Source organism: Bradyrhizobium sp. USDA 223, assembly GCF_044909005.1.
GTDB lineage: Bacteria > Pseudomonadota > Alphaproteobacteria > Rhizobiales > Xanthobacteraceae > Bradyrhizobium > Bradyrhizobium yuanmingense.
In genome coordinates this window covers 5,069,516-5,085,202 of the sequence record NZ_JBIYDR010000001.1, presented here as the reverse complement: position 1 = coordinate 5,085,202, position 15,687 = coordinate 5,069,516, and the positions used below count along the sequence as shown (strand labels likewise).

Below are 15,687 nucleotides of genomic sequence, written 5' to 3'. Positions count from 1 at the left end.
CATGGCCCGCATTGACCTCGTCGATCTCGCCCATTCCTACGGCGGCAACGATGCGCCGCAGGAGAGCTTTGCGCTCAAACCTGTCACTATGACCTGGCGGCAGGGCGGCGCCTATGCGCTGCTTGGCCCTAGCGGCTGCGGCAAGACCACGCTTCTGAACGTCATCTCCGGCATCATCACGCCGTCGCGAGGGAAGATCCTGTTCGACGGCAAGGACATCACGCCGCTGTCAACCCAGAAGCGCAACATCGCGCAGGTGTTCCAGTTTCCGGTGATCTACGACACCATGACGGTGGGGCAGAACCTGGCGTTTCCGCTGAAGAACCGCGGCGTGCCGAAGGCCGACATTGACAGGCGCGTCGCCGAGATCGGTCGCCTGCTCGATCTCGAGCCCTATCTGAACCGCAAGGCCACGCGCCTGACCGCCGACGCCAAGCAGAAGATCTCGCTCGGCCGCGGCCTCGTGCGCAACGACGTTGCCGCCGTGCTGTTCGACGAGCCGCTGACCGTGATCGACCCCGAGCTGAAATGGCAGCTCCGCTCCAAGCTGAAGGCGCTGCATCGCGAGCTCGACCTCACGATGATCTACGTCACCCATGACCAGACCGAGGCGCTGACCTTCGCCGACACCGTGGTCGTCATGCATGACGGCCGCGTGGTGCAGAGCGGCACGCCGGCCGAGCTGTTCGACAAGCCGGCGCATACTTTCGTCGGCTATTTCATCGGTTCGCCCGGCATGAACATCCTGCCGGCCGAGGTGAGGGGGCGTGAGGCCAGGATCGACGGCCACGTCATCGCGCTGAATCGCAGCTACGACAACCTGCCTGCAGGGGCGAAGATCGAGATCGGCGTCCGTCCCGAATTCGTCGAGGTGGTCGCGCCCGCACCTAGCCTGCTCACTGCCAGGATCGAGCGCATCGACGATCTCGGCCGCATCCGCTTCGCGCGCGTGCGCGTCGGCGACGCCAAGCTCGCGGCGCGCGCCCCTGGCGGCTTCACCAGCGCGGGCGGTACCGCCGGGCTGAAATTCGATCCGTCGCACGTCCACGTCTATGCCGACAGCCTTCTGGTGGAGGGAGCCGCCTGATGGACAAGACCGTCAACCAAAAAGCCTGGTTCCTGGTGCTGCCGGTGTTCCTGGTCGTCGCCTTCTCGGCGGTGCTGCCGCTGATGACGGTGGTGAACTATTCGATGCAGGACACCTTCGGCAACAACCAGTTCTTCTGGAACGGCGTCGGCTGGTTCAAGGAGCTGCTCGATCCCTCCACCGACCTCGGCGGCCGCTTCCTCGCCTCGCTCGGCCGCAACCTGTTCTTCTCGCTCGTCATCCTCGCCATCGAGGTGCCGCTCGGCATCGTCGTCGCGTTGTCGATGCCGCGCGAGGGCTGGACGGTCGCAGCCTGCCTCGTCATTCTTGCGCTGCCGCTGCTGATCCCCTGGAACGTGGTCGGCACCATCTGGCAGATCTTCGGGCGTCCCGACATCGGGCTGCTCGGCTACGTCCTCAACGCCATGGGCTTCGACTACAACTACGTCTCCAACGACGTCGATGCCTGGTTCACGGTCATCGTGATGGACGTCTGGCACTGGACCAGCCTCGTCGCGCTGCTGTGCTATGCCGGCCTGAAGTCGATTCCCGAAGCCTATTACCAGGCCGCGCAGATCGACGGCGCCTCGCGCTGGGCCGTGTTCAAGGCGATCCAGCTGCCGAAGATGAACCGCGTGCTGTTGATCGCGGTGCTGCTGCGCTTCATGGACAGCTTCATGATCTACACCGAGCCGTTCGTCGTCACCGGCGGCGGACCCGGCAATTCCACCACCTTCGTGTCGATCGAGCTCGTCAAGATCGCGCTCGGCCAATTTGACCTCGGCAAGGCCGCCGCCCTGTCGCTGGTCTACAATCTCATCATCCTGATTGTCTGCTGGATCTTCTACACCGTCATGACCAATGCCGGTGTCGAACGCAAAGTCCAGGCTTCGAGCGAGCCGGCGGTGGAGCCCAAGCCTTCGCCCGCGCTCAAGCCCGTGCCCGCACTCGAGCCAAGGGAAGGAGTGGCCTGATGCATTCGATCCCCGGCCGCCGCCTCATCATGGGGCTGTTCCTGATCTTCCTGCTGCTGCCGATCTACTGGCTCGTCAACATGAGCTTCAAGACCAACAGCGAGATCGTCTCGACGATGACGCTTTGGCCGCACAATCCGACGCTGCAGCACTACAAGCGAATCTTCACCGACGAGAGCTGGTATTCGGGCTACATCAATTCGCTGGAGTACGTCGTCCTCAACACCATCATCTCGATCGCCGTGGCGCTGCCGGCGGCTTACGCCTTCTCGCGCTACCGTTTCCTCGGCGACAAGCATCTGTTCTTCTGGCTGTTGTCGAACCGCATGGCGCCGGCGGCGGTCTATGCACTGCCGTTCTTCAACCTCTATTCGGCGATCGGCCTGTTCGACACCCCCTGGGCCGTCGCGCTCGCGCACTGCATCTTCAACGTGCCGCTGGCGGTGTGGATCCTCGAAGGCTTCGTCTCCGGCGTGCCGCGCGAGATCGACGAGACCGCCTTCCTCGACGGCTATTCCTTCCCGCGCTTCTTCATCAAGATCCTGGTGCCGCTGATCGCGAGCGGCATCGGCGTCGCCGCCTTCTTCTGCTTCATGTTCTCCTGGGTCGAGCTGCTGCTGGCGCGCACGCTGACCTCGGTGCACGCAAAGCCCATTGCCGCGATCATGACGCGCACGGTCTCGGCCGCCGGCATGGACTGGGGCCTGCTCGCCGCCGCCGGCGTGCTCACCATCATTCCGGGCGCGCTGGTGATCTGGTTCGTCCGCAACTACATCGCGCGCGGCTTCGCGCTCGGCCGCGTGTAAGGAGGCAACCATGGAGTCAATCGCATGGATGGCCTGGACGCTGCCGACCGCGATCTTCTTCGCCGCGCTCGCCTGCACGCTGGCGCTGATGACCTGGCTCGCCGCGGTCTATCCGGAGGCCGAGCGCGTCGGCGTGCTGCGCATTCCGACCACGCGCGGCGACCGCCTGTTCATCTCGCTGATCGCGGCCGCCGTCATCCACCTCGCCTGGATCGGCCTCGTCGGCACCGACGCGATCGCTACGCTGCCTATCGGCGAGGAGGGGTTTGAAATCTCGAGCCTGTGGCTCGCATCAGGAATTTCGCTGGTCACGGCCGCGCTCATTTTCCGCACGGTCTGAAGCTTGCGAAGGGACGGCCAGATCCGGGAGCAACCCGGGCCTGTATAAAAGTTTGTCGCTGCAACGGAGGAACAACATGCGACAGTTTAGGAGAAGGAAAGGTCCATTGACCAAGAATAGTTTTCTGACCATGTCCAGCGCCGCTGCGATCATCGCGGTGTCGTTCGCCGTCTCGGCGCCGGTTCGCGCCGCCGACGAGGCCGTGATCCAGAAGTGGATCGCGGAATTCACGCCTTCGACGCTGTCGAAGGAAGACCAGAAGAAGGAGCTGGAGTGGTTCGCCAAGGCCGCCGAGCCGTTCAAGGGCATGGAGATCAACGTCGTCTCCGAGACGATCACGACTCATGAATACGAGGCGCAGACGCTCGCCAAGGCATTCTCCGAACTGACCGGCATCAAGCTCAAGCACGATCTCATCCAGGAAGGTGACGTCGTCGAGAAGCTGCAGACCCAGATGCAGTCGGGCAAGAACGTCTATGACGGCTGGATCAACGATTCCGATTTGATCGGCACGCATTTCCGCTACAACCAGACCATTGCGCTCTCCGACTACATGACCGGCGAGGGCAAGGACGTCACCAACCCCATGCTCGACGTCAACGACTTCATCGGCAAGTCGTTCGGCACCGGGCCGGACGGCAAGCTCTACCAGCTGCCCGACCAGCAGTTCGCGAACCTCTACTGGTTCCGCTACGACTGGTTCACCAATGCCGACTACAAGGCCAAGTTCAAGGCCAAGTATGGCTACGAGCTCGGCGTGCCCGTGAACTGGTCGGCCTATGAAGACATCGCCGAGTTCTTCACCAACGACATCAAGGAGATCAACGGCGTCAAGGTCTACGGCCATATGGACTATGGCAAGAAGGACCCCTCGCTCGGATGGCGCTTCACCGACGCCTGGCTGTCGATGGCAGGCAACGGTGACAAGGGCATTCCGAACGGTCTGCCGGTCGACGAATGGGGCATCCGCATGGAGGGCTGCCGCCCGGTCGGTTCTTCGGTGGAGCGTGGCGGCGACACCAATGGCCCGGCCGCAGTCTACTCGATCACGAAGTATCTCGACTGGATGAAGAAGTATGCCCCGCCGCAGGCGCAGGGCATGACCTTCTCCGAGTCCGGCCCCGTGCCGTCGCAGGGTAACATCGCCCAGCAGATGTTCTGGTACACCGCCTTCACTGCCGACATGGTGAAGCCGGGTCTGCCGGTGGTGAATGCGGATGGTACGCCGAAGTGGCGTATGGCTCCGTCGCCGCACGGCTCCTACTGGAAGGAAGGCATGAAGCTCGGCTACCAGGACGCTGGCTCCGCCACGTTGCTGAAGTCGACTCCGCCGGATCGCCGCAAGGCAGCCTGGCTCTATCTCCAGTTCATCGTCTCCAAGTCGGTGAGCTTGAAGAAGAGCCATGTCGGTCTCACCTTCATCCGTGAATCCGACATCTGGGACAAGTCGTTCACCGAGCGTGCGCCGAAGCTCGGCGGCCTGATCGAGTTCTACCGCTCGCCCGCGCGCGTGCAGTGGACCCCGACCGGCAACAACGTGCCCGACTATCCGAAGCTCGCGCAGCTGTGGTGGCAGAACATCGGCGATGCGTCGTCCGGTGCGAAGACGCCGCAGCAGGCGATGGATGCTCTCGCGGCGGCTCAGGACTCCGTGCTGGAGCGTCTGGAGAAGTCCGGCGTGCAGGGCGCCTGCGGTCCGAAGCTGCACAAGAAGGAGTCGGCCGAGTACTGGTTCGCCAAGGCTCAGAAGGACGGCACCATCGCGCCGCAGCGCAAGCTCGCCAACGAGAAGCCGAAGGGCGAGACGGTGGACTACGACACTCTGATCAAGTCGTGGCCCGCCACTCCGCCCAAGCGCGCGGAAGCGAAGTAAGCGGCGCTTAGAGCGACATCAAACGCGAAAGGCCGGGAGCGATCCCGGCCTTTTTGTTTTGTCGTTGTGGTGCGAGGGTTTTTCACACCCTCGGTGTCATTGCCCGCGAAGGCGAGCAATCCAGTATTCCAGAGACGGTCGTGGTTGAACCGAGAAGCCGCGGCCTACTGGATGCCCCGCCTTCGCGGGGCATGACAGCGTCCTGTGTGGAGAAGAACCTACTCCGCCGGCTCGGCCGCCAGCGTCGGGTAATCCGTGTAGCCCTTGGCGCCGCCGCCGTAGAAGGTGTTCTTGTCCCAATCGTTCAGCGCCGCTCCCTGCTTCAGCCGCTCGACCAGGTCGGGGTTGGAGATGAACGGCTTGCCGAAGGCGATGAGGTCGGCGGCGTTCGCATCCAGCACCTTGCTGGCCAGGTCGAAATCGTAGCCATTGTTGGCGACGTAGGCGCCCGAGAAGCGCTTGCGCAACGATGCATAGTCGAACGGCGCGATGTCGCGCGGCCCGCCGGTGGCGCCCTCGACCACGTGGAGATAGACCAGCTTCAACGCGCTGAGGCCGTCGACGATGTGATCGTACAGCGCCTGCGGATTGGAATCCGAGATGTCGTTGGCCGGCGTCACCGGCGAGATGCGGATGCCGGTGCGCTCGGCGCCGGCCTCGGCGACGACGGCCTTGGAGACCTCCAGCATCAGCTTCGCGCGGTTCTCGATCGAGCCGCCATAGGCATCTAGGCGCTTGTTGGCGCCGTCCTTGGCGAACTGCTCGAGCAGATAGCCGTTGGCGCCGTGGATCTCGACGCCGTCGAAGCCGGCTTCCAGCGCGTTCTTCGTGGCGCGCTTGAAGTCGTCGATGATCCCTGGAATTTCAGCGAGCTCGAGCGCGCGCGGCTCGGAGACGTCGGCGAAGCCGCCATTGACGAAGGTCTTGCCCTTGGCGCGGATCGCGCTCGGTGCCACCGGGGCTGCGCCATTCGCCTGCAGATCGACGTGCGAGATGCGGCCGACATGCCAGAGCTGGACGAAGATCTTGCCGCCGCGTTCATGCACCTTGTCGGTGACCTTGCGCCAGCCGGCGACCTGCTCCTTGCTATAGATGCCAGGCGTGTCCTGGTAGCCCTGACCTTGTTGCGAGACCTGGCTTGCCTCGGTGATCAGCAGGCCTGCGGACGCGCGCTGGGCGTAATATTCGGCGGCGAGCGGACCGGGCACGAAGGTGCCGGATACGGCGCGGTTGCGCGTCAGCGGCGCCATGACGAGGCGGTTGGCCAGCGTGAGCGGGCCGAGCTTGTAGGTCTCAAACAATTTGGCCGAACGGCTCATGGGAATGCTTCCGGGCGGTGAGAGGTCTCGAACAATTGTGCATCGCGACATCGGGCGCAAGGGATGAGCCATACGGAAAGTGCAGGCGAGCTACGCGGCAGGGCGCGCGTAGCATAATTCATGTGCAATGTCGGCTGCGACAGCGAAATCCCACTGTCGCGGCCGTGCGATTTCATAAATCAGTTCGCGCCGAGGAAATCGCGCTTGCCGATCTCGACGCCGTTGTGACGCAAGATGCCGTGGGCGATTGCGGCGTGGAAATAGAGGTTTGGCAGCGAGAACGAGCTCAGGAATTGCTGTCCCGTCATGGTGATGGTCTTGCCGGGGCCGATCGGAAAGGTGACGTCCTTGGCGTCGGCGCCCTCAAACTGCTCGGGCTTGAAGGACTTGACATAGTCGATCGTTTTCGCCAGCCGCTGCTTCAACTCCGCAAAGCTCGTTTCGGTGTCGGGCGTCGAGGGGACCTCGCTATGCGTCAGCCGCGCGCAGCCTCTGGTCGGATAGTCGCTGACCAGCTGGATCTGCCGCGACAGCGGCAGCATGTCCGGGAACAGGCGCGAGCCGAGCAGGACGCTGGGATCGATCTTCCTGGCCGCGCAATGCGCCTCAGCTTTGGTGAGCAGCCCGGTCACGCTGTTCAGCATCTGCAAATAGGCGGGGACGACGGCGTCGTAGAAGGACATGTGATGCTCGCTTTAAATGGTGGGGAAATCCCAGGAGAAAACCTGAGCCACTCACATGGAAGCCTCATGGAAAATTGCAATCGCGGAAAGCCGCTTGTGCGATGCGAAAATTCTACCGCACCGTCGTCTGGGGCAGGACCTGCGCCGTGCCGCCGCGCATGCGCGCAAGCAGCTCGGCGGTCGGCCAGGAATCCGCCGGCAGGCCGTACTTGATCTGCGTCGCCTTCACCGCGGCGCGGCTCTGCTGCCCCAGCACACCGTCGACCTTGCCGACGTTGAAGCCGGCGCGCACCAGCAGCTGCTGCAACTCCTTGAGCTCGTTCAACGGCAATTGCGCGACCGGCGCAGCCGGCTTGCGCATCGGCGCGGCTCCGGCGATGCGCGAGGCGAGATAGCCCGCGGTGGTCGCGTAGATCAGCGAGTTGTTCCACTCGGTGTAGGCGGCGAAATTCGGATAGGCCATGAAGGCCGGCCCGAAGCGTCCCATCGGCAGCAGCACGGAGGCTGCGAGATTGTCGTTCGGCAAGGGCCGGCCGTCGGGATAGGTGACGCCGAGTTGCGCCCATGTCGAGCGCGGCTCGCGTACGGTGAGGTCGGTCTTTTCCCACGGCAGGTTCGGCGGCACCTTGATCTCCTCCAGCCACGGCTCGCCCCGCCGCCATTTCAGTCCGTTTGCGATGTAGTTCGCGGTCGAGCCGATCACGTCGGCCGGCGAGCGCAACAGGTCGCGCCGTCCGTCGCCGTCAAAGTCGACCGCGTAGTTGACGTAGTGCACGGGCAGGAATTGGGTCTGGCCGAGTTCGCCGGCCCAGGAGCCGATCATCTCGTCGGGATGCAGATCGCCGCGGTCGATGATCCTCAGCGCCGCGATGGTCTCGTTCACGAACATCTCCGAACGGCGGCAATCATAGGCCAGCGACACCAGCGATTTCAGCGTCGGCAGATTGCCCATGTTGGCGCCGAAATCGCTTTCGAGGCCCCAGAACGCGGCGATCACCGCGGGCGGCACGCCGTATTCCTTTTCCGCGCGCGCAAACGCCGCGGCGTATTGCTTGATGTGTTGTTGCCCGTTCTGCATGCGATAGGCCGCGGCCATGCGGCCGGCGAATTCGGTGAAGAGCTGGCCGAACACGCGCTGGCCGCGGTCGCGGTTGACGATGCCCTGGTCGTAGACAAGATAGGGCGATGCCTCCGCGATCGTGCGCTGCGACACGCCGGCGGCCACCGCCTGTTGCTTCACCTCAGTCACGAAGCGATAGAAGCTCGCGCCATTGTGGCACGAGGCGGCGCGCGGCGAGGGGGCTGTCGCTTTCGGCGCTGCGGGCTTGGCCGGCGGCGGAAGCATTTGGGCGGATGCCGTGGCCGTGCATGCGACAAGCGCGACGGCCGCGATCGGAAATCGGGTCTGGACCATGGGGGTTCCGGCGGGGAGGAGCAGGCGTGGATTCGACCGGAGTTTAGGGGAAGCGGCCGCCCCAGGCCATCCCCACCCTGCACCTGATCTGGAGGACGATAGGTCGCCCGCCTTGGTGCGCGGGGCATGTATCCAGAAATCAAGCGCTTGGCTCGGTGGGATCAATCCAGCGAAATCGGGGTTGACCTGTCGAAACCGTTACGGAAAGGCTCGTGCTATGGCCGAGTTGCCTCCGGCGTCGACGCAACGAACACCGGCGGTGCCAGCCGCATCCTCGCCCATGCTCACGGCCGGCGGCATCGTCCTCGCCATCGGAGCCCTCTATCTCGGCCGGGAAATCTTCGTTCCTTTTGCCCTTGCGATCCTGCTGAGCTTCGTTCTCACGCCCTTGGTCAATTGGCTGAGACGTTGGAAAGTGCCCCGCATTGCGGCAGTGCTGATTGCCGTTTTCTTTGCCTTCATCGTCGTCGCAGGGATCGCCGTGGTCGTTGGGCGCCAACTGGTCCAGCTCGCCAGCAACCTTCCCAATTATCAGACCACCATCACCGAGAAGATCCGATCGTTGCAAAGCTCGGCGCCGGGCGGTGGGGTCGTCGACGCCGTCACCACGACGATGCAGGATCTCGGCAGAGAGATCTCGGGAGATGAGAAAAAGTCGCCGGCCGCGTCCTCCCGGCTTGGCACCGGTGGTGAGAGTCGGGAGCCAATCACCGTGCGGGTGGAGCCGCCACAGCCGAGACCGCTGGAGCTCATTCGTTCCGTCATAGGTCCGCTGCTGGCGCCGCTTGCGACTTCCGGGCTGGTCGTCATTTTCGTGATCTTCGTGCTGCTCGAGCGCGAAGACCTGCGCGATCGATTCATCAAACTGGCAGGAGCCGGTGACCTTCAGAAGAGTACTCAGGCCATCAACGATGCTGCGTCCCGGGTCAGCCGCTATCTGCTGATGCAGCTCGTTGTCAATCTGACTTACGGCGTGCCGATCGGTCTTGCACTCTACTTTATTGGCGTACCGAACGCGATTCTCTGGGGCTTGCTCGCAGCGGTACTCCGATTCATTCCCTACCTCGGCCCTTTCCTGGCTGCGATATTTCCCGTTGCCCTGGCGATCGCCGTCGATCCGGGCTGGACGATGCTGTTCTGGGTCGTCGGTTTGTTCGTTACCGCTGAACTCGTCAGCAACAATGTCATAGAGCCTTGGCTTTACGGCTCCAGCACCGGGCTGTCGTCCCTCGCAATCATCATCGCCGCGATCTTCTGGACGATGCTGTGGGGACCCGTCGGGCTGTTTCTGGCGACACCTTTGACCGTCTGCCTCGTCGTCATCGGGCGCTACGTCCCGCAGTTAGAGTTCTTGGGCATACTTCTCGGCAGCGACCCTGTGCTCGCGCCGGAGGAGCAACTCTACCAGCGCCTATTGGCCGGCAACCTGGAGGAGGCGGTTGAGTTCGCCGAGAATTATGTCGACGAGTGTTCCTCGTGTGAGCTGTACGATAACGTCGGAATTCCAGCGCTGCGCCTGGCGGAGAACGATCGTCAGCGCAGCAGCATTGATACCAACTATCGTCGTCTGGTCGCGGATACCGCTATCTCGGTTGTGCGGGAGGTTGACGACCATATCTGCGAGAAGGCGCCTGCAGTGAAAGAGGGCAATCACTCGGCGCAGCGACCATGCGTCCTCTGTCTCGCTGGACGCACGGAGCTCGATCATGCAGCGGCGGAGATGCTCGCGCAGGTGCTCGAGGAGCGCACCATCGGCGCCAAGGTCTTGCCGCCGATCGCGGTCAGTCGGGGAGCATTGGAGCAACTCGATCTCCAGGGGGTCGACGTGGTGTGCCTGTCCTACTTTCACCCGCAGCCGCAGGTCTACGCCCGCTATGTCTTTCGTCGCCTGCGCCGTCGGGCTCCACAGGTGAAGCTTGCCGCCTGCTGCTGGAATTTGATCGCCGGAACGGAACAGACGGGAGAGCTCAAGACCCAGATGGCGGCCGACGCGGCATTCGCCTCTCTCCAAGCATGCGTCGAGCAGGTTGAAGCATGGGTCGGTCGCGCGGCAGCTCTCGGCGATACGCCCCAGCTCACGGCCGACGCCGAACGTGCGCAGCTCGCCGCGCTGCGCGGACTTGGCCTGGACGCCTCGAAACGCCAGGACCTGGATGAGGCGTCCAGAAAGGTCGCGCAAGCGTTCAACGTTCCGATCGCGCTGGTGACATTGGTCGATAATATTCAGCTAACCGCCGCTGAAACCCGCGCCCAAGAAGTTCAAGCAGGTCTGCCGAGCAATCACGAGGGCTCCCTCGACGCGCATGTGATCGCTGCAGGCGATATGCTGGTTTCGGAGGATGTGACCGAAGACCCGCGCTTCGCCGACGATCCGCATGTGCTGGAGCGAGGCATTCGCTTCTACGCGGGGGTCCCGCTACGGACTTCATCCGGTCATGTTGTAGGCTGTCTTTGTGTAATTGATACTCAGCCGCGGGAGTTCACCGACCGGGATCGTGACCGCCTGCAGGAGATGGCGAAGCAATTGATGATCGATATCCAGAGCGCTCGAGTGGCCACAGGCGTCGAGTCGGATAGCTCGAGAGAGGTGCATCCCGCCCCCTAGCGGAGAGGAAGCCGACCTTGCCGCTAACAGTGCGCGGCGCTAGCCGAACAGCCGCATCAGCAGCGCCTTACCGACCGGGAGCGCCCTGACGCCCCGATAGGCCCGAACATATTCGCCGGCATAGAACGCCCTGATTGCATGCACGCGCGTGTCCATGCCTTCCGCGAACCGCACGGCAAATCCATCAATGGTCCGCCGCACCACGATGGCCGCGATCGAGCGGCCGTAGAGCTGGCACTCGATGGTGCTCCCAAGCGCCGGCGGATCGAGATCGATTAGCCGCGCACCGGTGATGGAGATATCGGCGAGCCGCGCCAGATGCGACCTGCCGTCCTGGCGCAGCAGCACCGGCTCGTTGCGATTGAAGCGCTCCGCCTTGCGCTTGCGCGGCTGCTCGATGCAGACGAAGCAGACCACGGTGAGGATGAACGCGTTGTAGAAGCTCCAGGCGAGCGCCAGTCCGCCATAGGCGATGTTCTCACCGCGCTGCTGCAGGATGAAGGCATAGGCGATGGATGCGAGCGTGATGAAAAGTGCGCAGCCGTAGATGCGCAGCAGCGGCCATTCGACGAAGCGTCGGTCGCGGTCGCCGCCTTTCGCGGTGACCTTGAACTTGTGTCCCTTCGGCTTCAACAGGCCGGTCGCCACCGCCTTGAGCACGGCAGGCGCGGCAATCAGTTGCGACACATCCGTCATCATTGCGAGCGAGCGGCCGCGCGAAAGCCAGGCCATGCTGAGGCCGTTCCAGACATAGAAGGGCAGAAAGACCCGTAACAGCTCGCTCAGATCGGCCCGCACCGCCTGGATGCCGAACAGCAGGAACAGCCAGGGCACCACAAGGCCCGCCACTTTCGAGGTGTAGACCGCGGACCAGCTCATGAAGGCGTCGGCCAGCGAGAGGCGGTCGATGAAGGGCAGCTTCGAGTCCCGCGAGAGCGGCCCGCTGCGGCCGCGCACGATCTGCATCAAGCCGAGGCACCAGCGGGCGCGCTGGGTGATGTATTCCTTCAGCCCTTCCGGCGCGAGCCCGATCGTCAGGCGCTCGTTGAGATAGATGGTATTGAGTCCGCGTTCCTTGAGGCGCAGCGTGACGAGATAGTCCTCCGTCACCGAATCGGTCGGAAAGCCACCGATCCGCATCAGTCCGGAATAGCGGATGAGGGAGGAGGTGCCACAGCAGAACGCGACGCCCCAGGCGTCCTTGGCCGGCAGCAGGATGTCGAAGAAGAAGCGTTGCTCGTCGGGCCAGACGTCGGTCGCGGCGAGGTTGGTCTGGATCGGGTCGGGATTGATGAAGTGCTGCGGGGTCTGGACTACGCCGACCGACGCATCGTCCATGAGCGAGACGGTGCGCGCAAGGAAATCGGGCCGCGGCACGAAGTCCGCATCGAGAATGGCGACGAACTGCGGCCGCTCCGGCAGCGCCCCGACATGCCTCAGTGCGTGGTTGATGTTGCCTGCTTTGGCGTGCTGGTTGTCGGGCCGCGTCAGATAGTGGCAGCCGAGCTCGGCGGACAGCCGCCGCAGCCAGGGCCGCCTTCCGTCGTCGAGCACCCAGACGCGGTAATTGCCGTAGCCAATGCCCGTCGCGCCGATGATCGTGCGCTCGAGAATTCCTCGTTCCTCGTTGTAGGTGCAGATGAAGACGTCGATCAGCGGCGCGCCCGGATCGGTGGTGCGGCCGTCGACCTTCGCTGCGCCGGTGCGGTCGCGCGTCCGGCTCAGGAACAGCAGCGACAACGCGACCGCGACGAGCGAGGCCGCCTCCAGCAGCATGAAGGGGTAGCCGATCACGGCATCGACGGTCAGGCGCGGCGGCGGAAGCGTCGACATGATCCGCCAATAGAGATAGCGCAGCAGCAAGGTCACCGAGACAATGGCCAGGAACGAGCGCGCCATCGTGCTGTCGCGCCTCAGCAGCGGTACGATCGCCATGAAGGCGCCGAGCGCGATCAGGCCGGGCGTCAGCGCCGCCGTCACGGTGCGGTCTCGTGCCGCGCAAACACCACGCGGCCGGTGCGGCCGACCGTGCAGGCGCGAGCTGCGGCATCGCGCGAGGCCACGGTCACACGATAGGGCTCCTTGCTCAGCGCATCCGGATTGATGGCGAGATTGGCCGGCGCGCCGGCAGCGCCGGTCAGGTTGACCACGGTGCCGGAGATCGGCTCGCCGCCGTCATTGGGCTCGAACGTCGCGTGGTCGCCGAGCTGCAGGCGGTTGTAGACGCTCTCGGTGACATTGGCGGTGATCACGGCGCCGCTGCAATCGAGCACTTTGAGCAATGGCTGGCCTGCCTGCACGTCCTCGCCCGGCGATGTCATCATCTCCCAGACGCGGCCTGCGACGGGTGTCGTAATGTTGGCTTCGGTGAGATCCGCGAACCGGACCTCCTCCACGATGATCTCGTTGGCGAGCCAGGCGATCTCCGTATCGGTGCGCGCGAGATCGGCCTCGAGGTCGCCGGCACGCTGGCGCATCTCCTCCTCGCGCTGAACCGAGCTGGGCCGGTCGTTGTAGCTGTCGCCGAGGAAGGATCCGTTCCGCGCCGCGGCGAGCTCGACCTTGGCCGCGTCCAGCCGCTTGCGCGCACCGAGCTCGGTCTGTTGCGACACCGAGAGCTCGCGCGTCAGACGTGCCAGTTCGACGGTCGAGACATTGCCCGATTTTGCCAGCGAGGAGGCGCGCTCGACGGCGGCACTGGCCTCGTCCCGCCGCGCCGCCGCCGCCTCGATCGAGGTCTGGATCTCCGCGATGCGGGCCTCGAGCTGGAGCACGCGTCCGTCGCGAAACAGCGCGGCCTGCCGCGCCAGATCCTTTTGTGCCGCCTGCGCCGAAGCGAGCTTCGCCGCAAGGCTCGGCCGTTCGTTCTCCAGGCGCGATTTCTGCCGCCGGAGATCGTCAAGCCGGGTGCGATCGCCGCGCGAGTTGAAGACGCGCAGGACGACGGTCCCGGCTTCGAGCTTGGCCTGGTCAGTGACGCGCTGGGCGGCTGCGACGCGGCCACCGATCGGGGTGCGCAAGGTGACGAGGCGGGAATTTAGCACGGCTTCGACGCTCGAATTTTCCCAGATCGCCCGCAGCGGCAGCCAGCCGAAAACGGCGACGATGGCGAGCCCGATCGCGACCTTGGCGCCGCGCCGCAGATACGGCCAGCGGCGCCCCGATTCTTGCCCGCTCTGCGTCGTGGAAGCATGGTCGGACTCGTCATTGGTGAAGAGGTGCTCGTGCAGGGAGTCCTGCAAACCCTTCGCATCAGTTCTGGCGTCGTGGGGAGGGGGGGCGGATGAGGGGGCGACGGAGGCGGCGCTCGAGCGGTCTACCATGGCGGTCACCTTGCTGACGGGAGGCCAACGGGAACCCGGTCAATGCACAAGGCCAATGCCGCGTGCCCGTTACCGCGAGTTATGCGGAAATTGCGCTTTCCAGGTTGCTAAGCCTCCGCGTGTGTTTTTGCGCAAATCCCGGTCAAGCTTTAGTGGCGGCGGAAAGGCTGGCTGGCGCCGCTGGCGTCTGCGGCTCCACGACGCACGAACCTTGCAGCCGGCGGCCGCATTCATACCTCGAAGGTGCCGGCCAGAGGTTCGCCCGCGGCCGCCCTAGGAGACGGCCATGAACTATTTTCGTACCGCAATGCTGCTCGCTGGCCTGACCGCCCTGTTCATGGGCGTCGGCTATCTGATCGGAGGCGCCTCGGGCGCCATGATCGCGCTCGTCATTGCCGCCGCGACCAACCTCTTCACCTACTGGAACTCCGACCGCATGGTGCTGTCGATGTACGGCGCCCATGAGGTCGATCGTTCGACCGCGCCGGAGCTGGTCGGCCTCGTCGCCGAGCTTGCGGGCCGTGCCGGCCTGCCGATGCCGCGCGTGTTCGTGATGGATGAGGTCCAGCCCAACGCGTTCGCCACCGGCCGCAATCCGGAAAACGCCGCGGTCGCCGTCACCACCGGTCTGATGAACCAGCTCAGCCGCGAGGAGCTCGCCGGCGTCATTGCGCACGAGCTCGCGCATATCAAGCATCACGACACGCTGCTGATGACGATCACCGCGACCATCGCCGGCGCGATCTCGATGCTGGCGCAGTTCGGCATGTTCTTCGGTGGCAATCGCGACAACAACAACGGTCCGGGCATCGTCGGCTCGATCCTGTTGATGATCCTCGCTCCGCTCGGTGCCATGCTGGTGCAGATGGCGATCAGCCGGACCCGCGAATATGCCGCCGACAATCTCGGTGCGCGCATCGTGGGGCAGCCGATGTGGCTGGCCTCTGCGCTGGTGAAGATCGAGGGCGCCGCGCACCAGGTCCCGAACTACGAGGCCGAGCGAAACCCTGCGACCGCGCACATGTTCATCATCAATCCGCTGTCCGGCCACGGGGTGGACAACCTGTTTGCCACCCACCCCTCGACGCAGAACCGCGTCGCCGCCCTCCAGCAACTTGCGGCCGAGCTAGGCGCGCGCGCGGCGCCGTCGGTCGGCGCCAACGAAAACTATCCACCGCGCGGGCCGTGGGGCCGCTCCTCCTCACGTCGTAGTCCCTGGGGCTGACGGAGCCGGCAAGGATTGCGTTTGGCTTTGTGATCTGG

12 protein-coding genes are annotated in these 15,687 nt (G+C 64.3%); 7 read left to right on the top strand and 5 right to left on the bottom strand.

The annotated features are described in order from the left end of the window. Nucleotide 1 precedes the first annotated feature (1 nt). The 5 genes from ABIA40_RS23650 (at nucleotide 2) to ABIA40_RS23630 (ending at nucleotide 5,080) form a co-directional block, all read left to right on the top strand. On the top strand, nucleotides 2-1,087 hold the full coding sequence (locus ABIA40_RS23650; protein WP_404543434.1) for an ABC transporter ATP-binding protein: 1,086 nt from the start codon (nucleotides 2-4) through the stop codon (nucleotides 1,085-1,087). Continuing rightward, entirely contained in the window at nucleotides 1,087-2,061 is a 975-nt protein-coding gene (locus ABIA40_RS23645) for a carbohydrate ABC transporter permease (protein ID WP_157286414.1), read from the top strand. The genes ABIA40_RS23650 and ABIA40_RS23645 overlap by 1 nt, the downstream gene beginning before the upstream one ends. Continuing rightward, nucleotides 2,061-2,867 (top strand): carbohydrate ABC transporter permease, encoded by an 807-nt coding sequence (locus tag ABIA40_RS23640; RefSeq protein ID WP_157286413.1) that lies wholly within the window; start codon nucleotides 2,061-2,063, stop codon nucleotides 2,865-2,867. Before ABIA40_RS23645 ends, ABIA40_RS23640 begins: the two co-directional genes overlap by 1 nt. Nucleotides 2,868-2,877: 10 nt before the next feature. Beyond that, nucleotides 2,878-3,207 carry a DUF2160 domain-containing protein gene (locus ABIA40_RS23635; RefSeq protein WP_157286412.1) on the top strand — a complete coding sequence of 110 codons (330 nt, stop codon included), beginning with the start codon at nucleotides 2,878-2,880 and terminating at the stop codon, nucleotides 3,205-3,207. Between the two features lie 130 nt (nucleotides 3,208-3,337). Next, on the top strand, nucleotides 3,338-5,080 hold the full coding sequence (locus tag ABIA40_RS23630) for an ABC transporter substrate-binding protein (RefSeq protein WP_271538835.1): 1,743 nt from the start codon (nucleotides 3,338-3,340) through the stop codon (nucleotides 5,078-5,080). Nucleotides 5,081-5,298: 218 nt separating this feature from the next. Here ABIA40_RS23630 and ABIA40_RS23625 read toward each other — a convergent pair whose 3' ends face one another. The 3 genes from ABIA40_RS23625 to ABIA40_RS23615 form a co-directional block, all read right to left on the bottom strand. Continuing rightward, nucleotides 5,299-6,399: an alkene reductase gene (locus tag ABIA40_RS23625; protein WP_404543431.1), complete on the bottom strand. Its 1,101-nt coding sequence runs from the start codon at nucleotides 6,397-6,399 to the stop codon at nucleotides 5,299-5,301. Nucleotides 6,400-6,578: 179 nt separating this feature from the next. Continuing rightward, complete coding sequence (locus ABIA40_RS23620; protein WP_036013837.1) at nucleotides 6,579-7,082, bottom strand: DUF1993 family protein; 504 nt, start codon at nucleotides 7,080-7,082, stop codon at nucleotides 6,579-6,581. Between the two features lie 112 nt (nucleotides 7,083-7,194). Continuing rightward, nucleotides 7,195-8,496: a lytic murein transglycosylase gene (locus tag ABIA40_RS23615; protein WP_404543430.1), complete on the bottom strand. Its 1,302-nt coding sequence runs from the start codon at nucleotides 8,494-8,496 to the stop codon at nucleotides 7,195-7,197. Nucleotides 8,497-8,776: 280 nt separating this feature from the next. On the opposite strand from ABIA40_RS23615, the gene ABIA40_RS23610 reads away from it, so the two are divergent. Then, nucleotides 8,777-11,101 carry an AI-2E family transporter gene (locus ABIA40_RS23610; protein ID WP_404543428.1) on the top strand — a complete coding sequence of 775 codons (2,325 nt, stop codon included), beginning with the start codon at nucleotides 8,777-8,779 and terminating at the stop codon, nucleotides 11,099-11,101. Nucleotides 11,102-11,140: 39 nt separating this feature from the next. Here the strand turns inward: ABIA40_RS23610 and ABIA40_RS23605 are convergent, their stop codons facing one another. Together ABIA40_RS23605 and ABIA40_RS23600 are read right to left on the bottom strand one after the other, a co-directional pair. Further along, a complete protein-coding gene (locus tag ABIA40_RS23605) occupies nucleotides 11,141-13,081 on the bottom strand; it encodes a glycosyltransferase (protein WP_404543426.1) in 1,941 nt (646 codons plus the stop codon). After that, complete coding sequence (locus tag ABIA40_RS23600) at nucleotides 13,078-14,343, bottom strand: HlyD family secretion protein (protein ID WP_404543424.1); 1,266 nt, start codon at nucleotides 14,341-14,343, stop codon at nucleotides 13,078-13,080. Before ABIA40_RS23600 ends, ABIA40_RS23605 begins: the two co-directional genes overlap by 4 nt. A gap of 367 nt (nucleotides 14,344-14,710) precedes the next feature. Between ABIA40_RS23600 and htpX the strand changes: the two genes are divergently transcribed. Next, complete coding sequence (htpX, locus tag ABIA40_RS23595) at nucleotides 14,711-15,649, top strand: zinc metalloprotease HtpX (protein ID WP_157286406.1); 939 nt, start codon at nucleotides 14,711-14,713, stop codon at nucleotides 15,647-15,649. The last annotated feature ends 38 nt before the right edge of the window (nucleotides 15,650-15,687 follow it).

Coding starts and splice junctions, on each gene's coding strand:
- ABIA40_RS23650 (WP_404543434.1), top strand. CDS start 2: ATGGCCCGCATTGACCTCGTCGATCTCGCCCATTCCTACGGCGGCAAC.
- ABIA40_RS23645 (WP_157286414.1), top strand. CDS start 1,087: ATGGACAAGACCGTCAACCAAAAAGCCTGGTTCCTGGTGCTGCCGGTG.
- ABIA40_RS23640 (WP_157286413.1), top strand. CDS start 2,061: ATGCATTCGATCCCCGGCCGCCGCCTCATCATGGGGCTGTTCCTGATC.
- ABIA40_RS23635 (WP_157286412.1), top strand. CDS start 2,878: ATGGAGTCAATCGCATGGATGGCCTGGACGCTGCCGACCGCGATCTTC.
- ABIA40_RS23630 (WP_271538835.1), top strand. CDS start 3,338: ATGTCCAGCGCCGCTGCGATCATCGCGGTGTCGTTCGCCGTCTCGGCG.
- ABIA40_RS23625 (WP_404543431.1), bottom strand. CDS start 6,399: ATGAGCCGTTCGGCCAAATTGTTTGAGACCTACAAGCTCGGCCCGCTC.
- ABIA40_RS23620 (WP_036013837.1), bottom strand. CDS start 7,082: ATGTCCTTCTACGACGCCGTCGTCCCCGCCTATTTGCAGATGCTGAAC.
- ABIA40_RS23615 (WP_404543430.1), bottom strand. CDS start 8,496: ATGGTCCAGACCCGATTTCCGATCGCGGCCGTCGCGCTTGTCGCATGC.
- ABIA40_RS23610 (WP_404543428.1), top strand. CDS start 8,777: ATGCTCACGGCCGGCGGCATCGTCCTCGCCATCGGAGCCCTCTATCTC.
- htpX (WP_157286406.1), top strand. CDS start 14,711: ATGAACTATTTTCGTACCGCAATGCTGCTCGCTGGCCTGACCGCCCTG.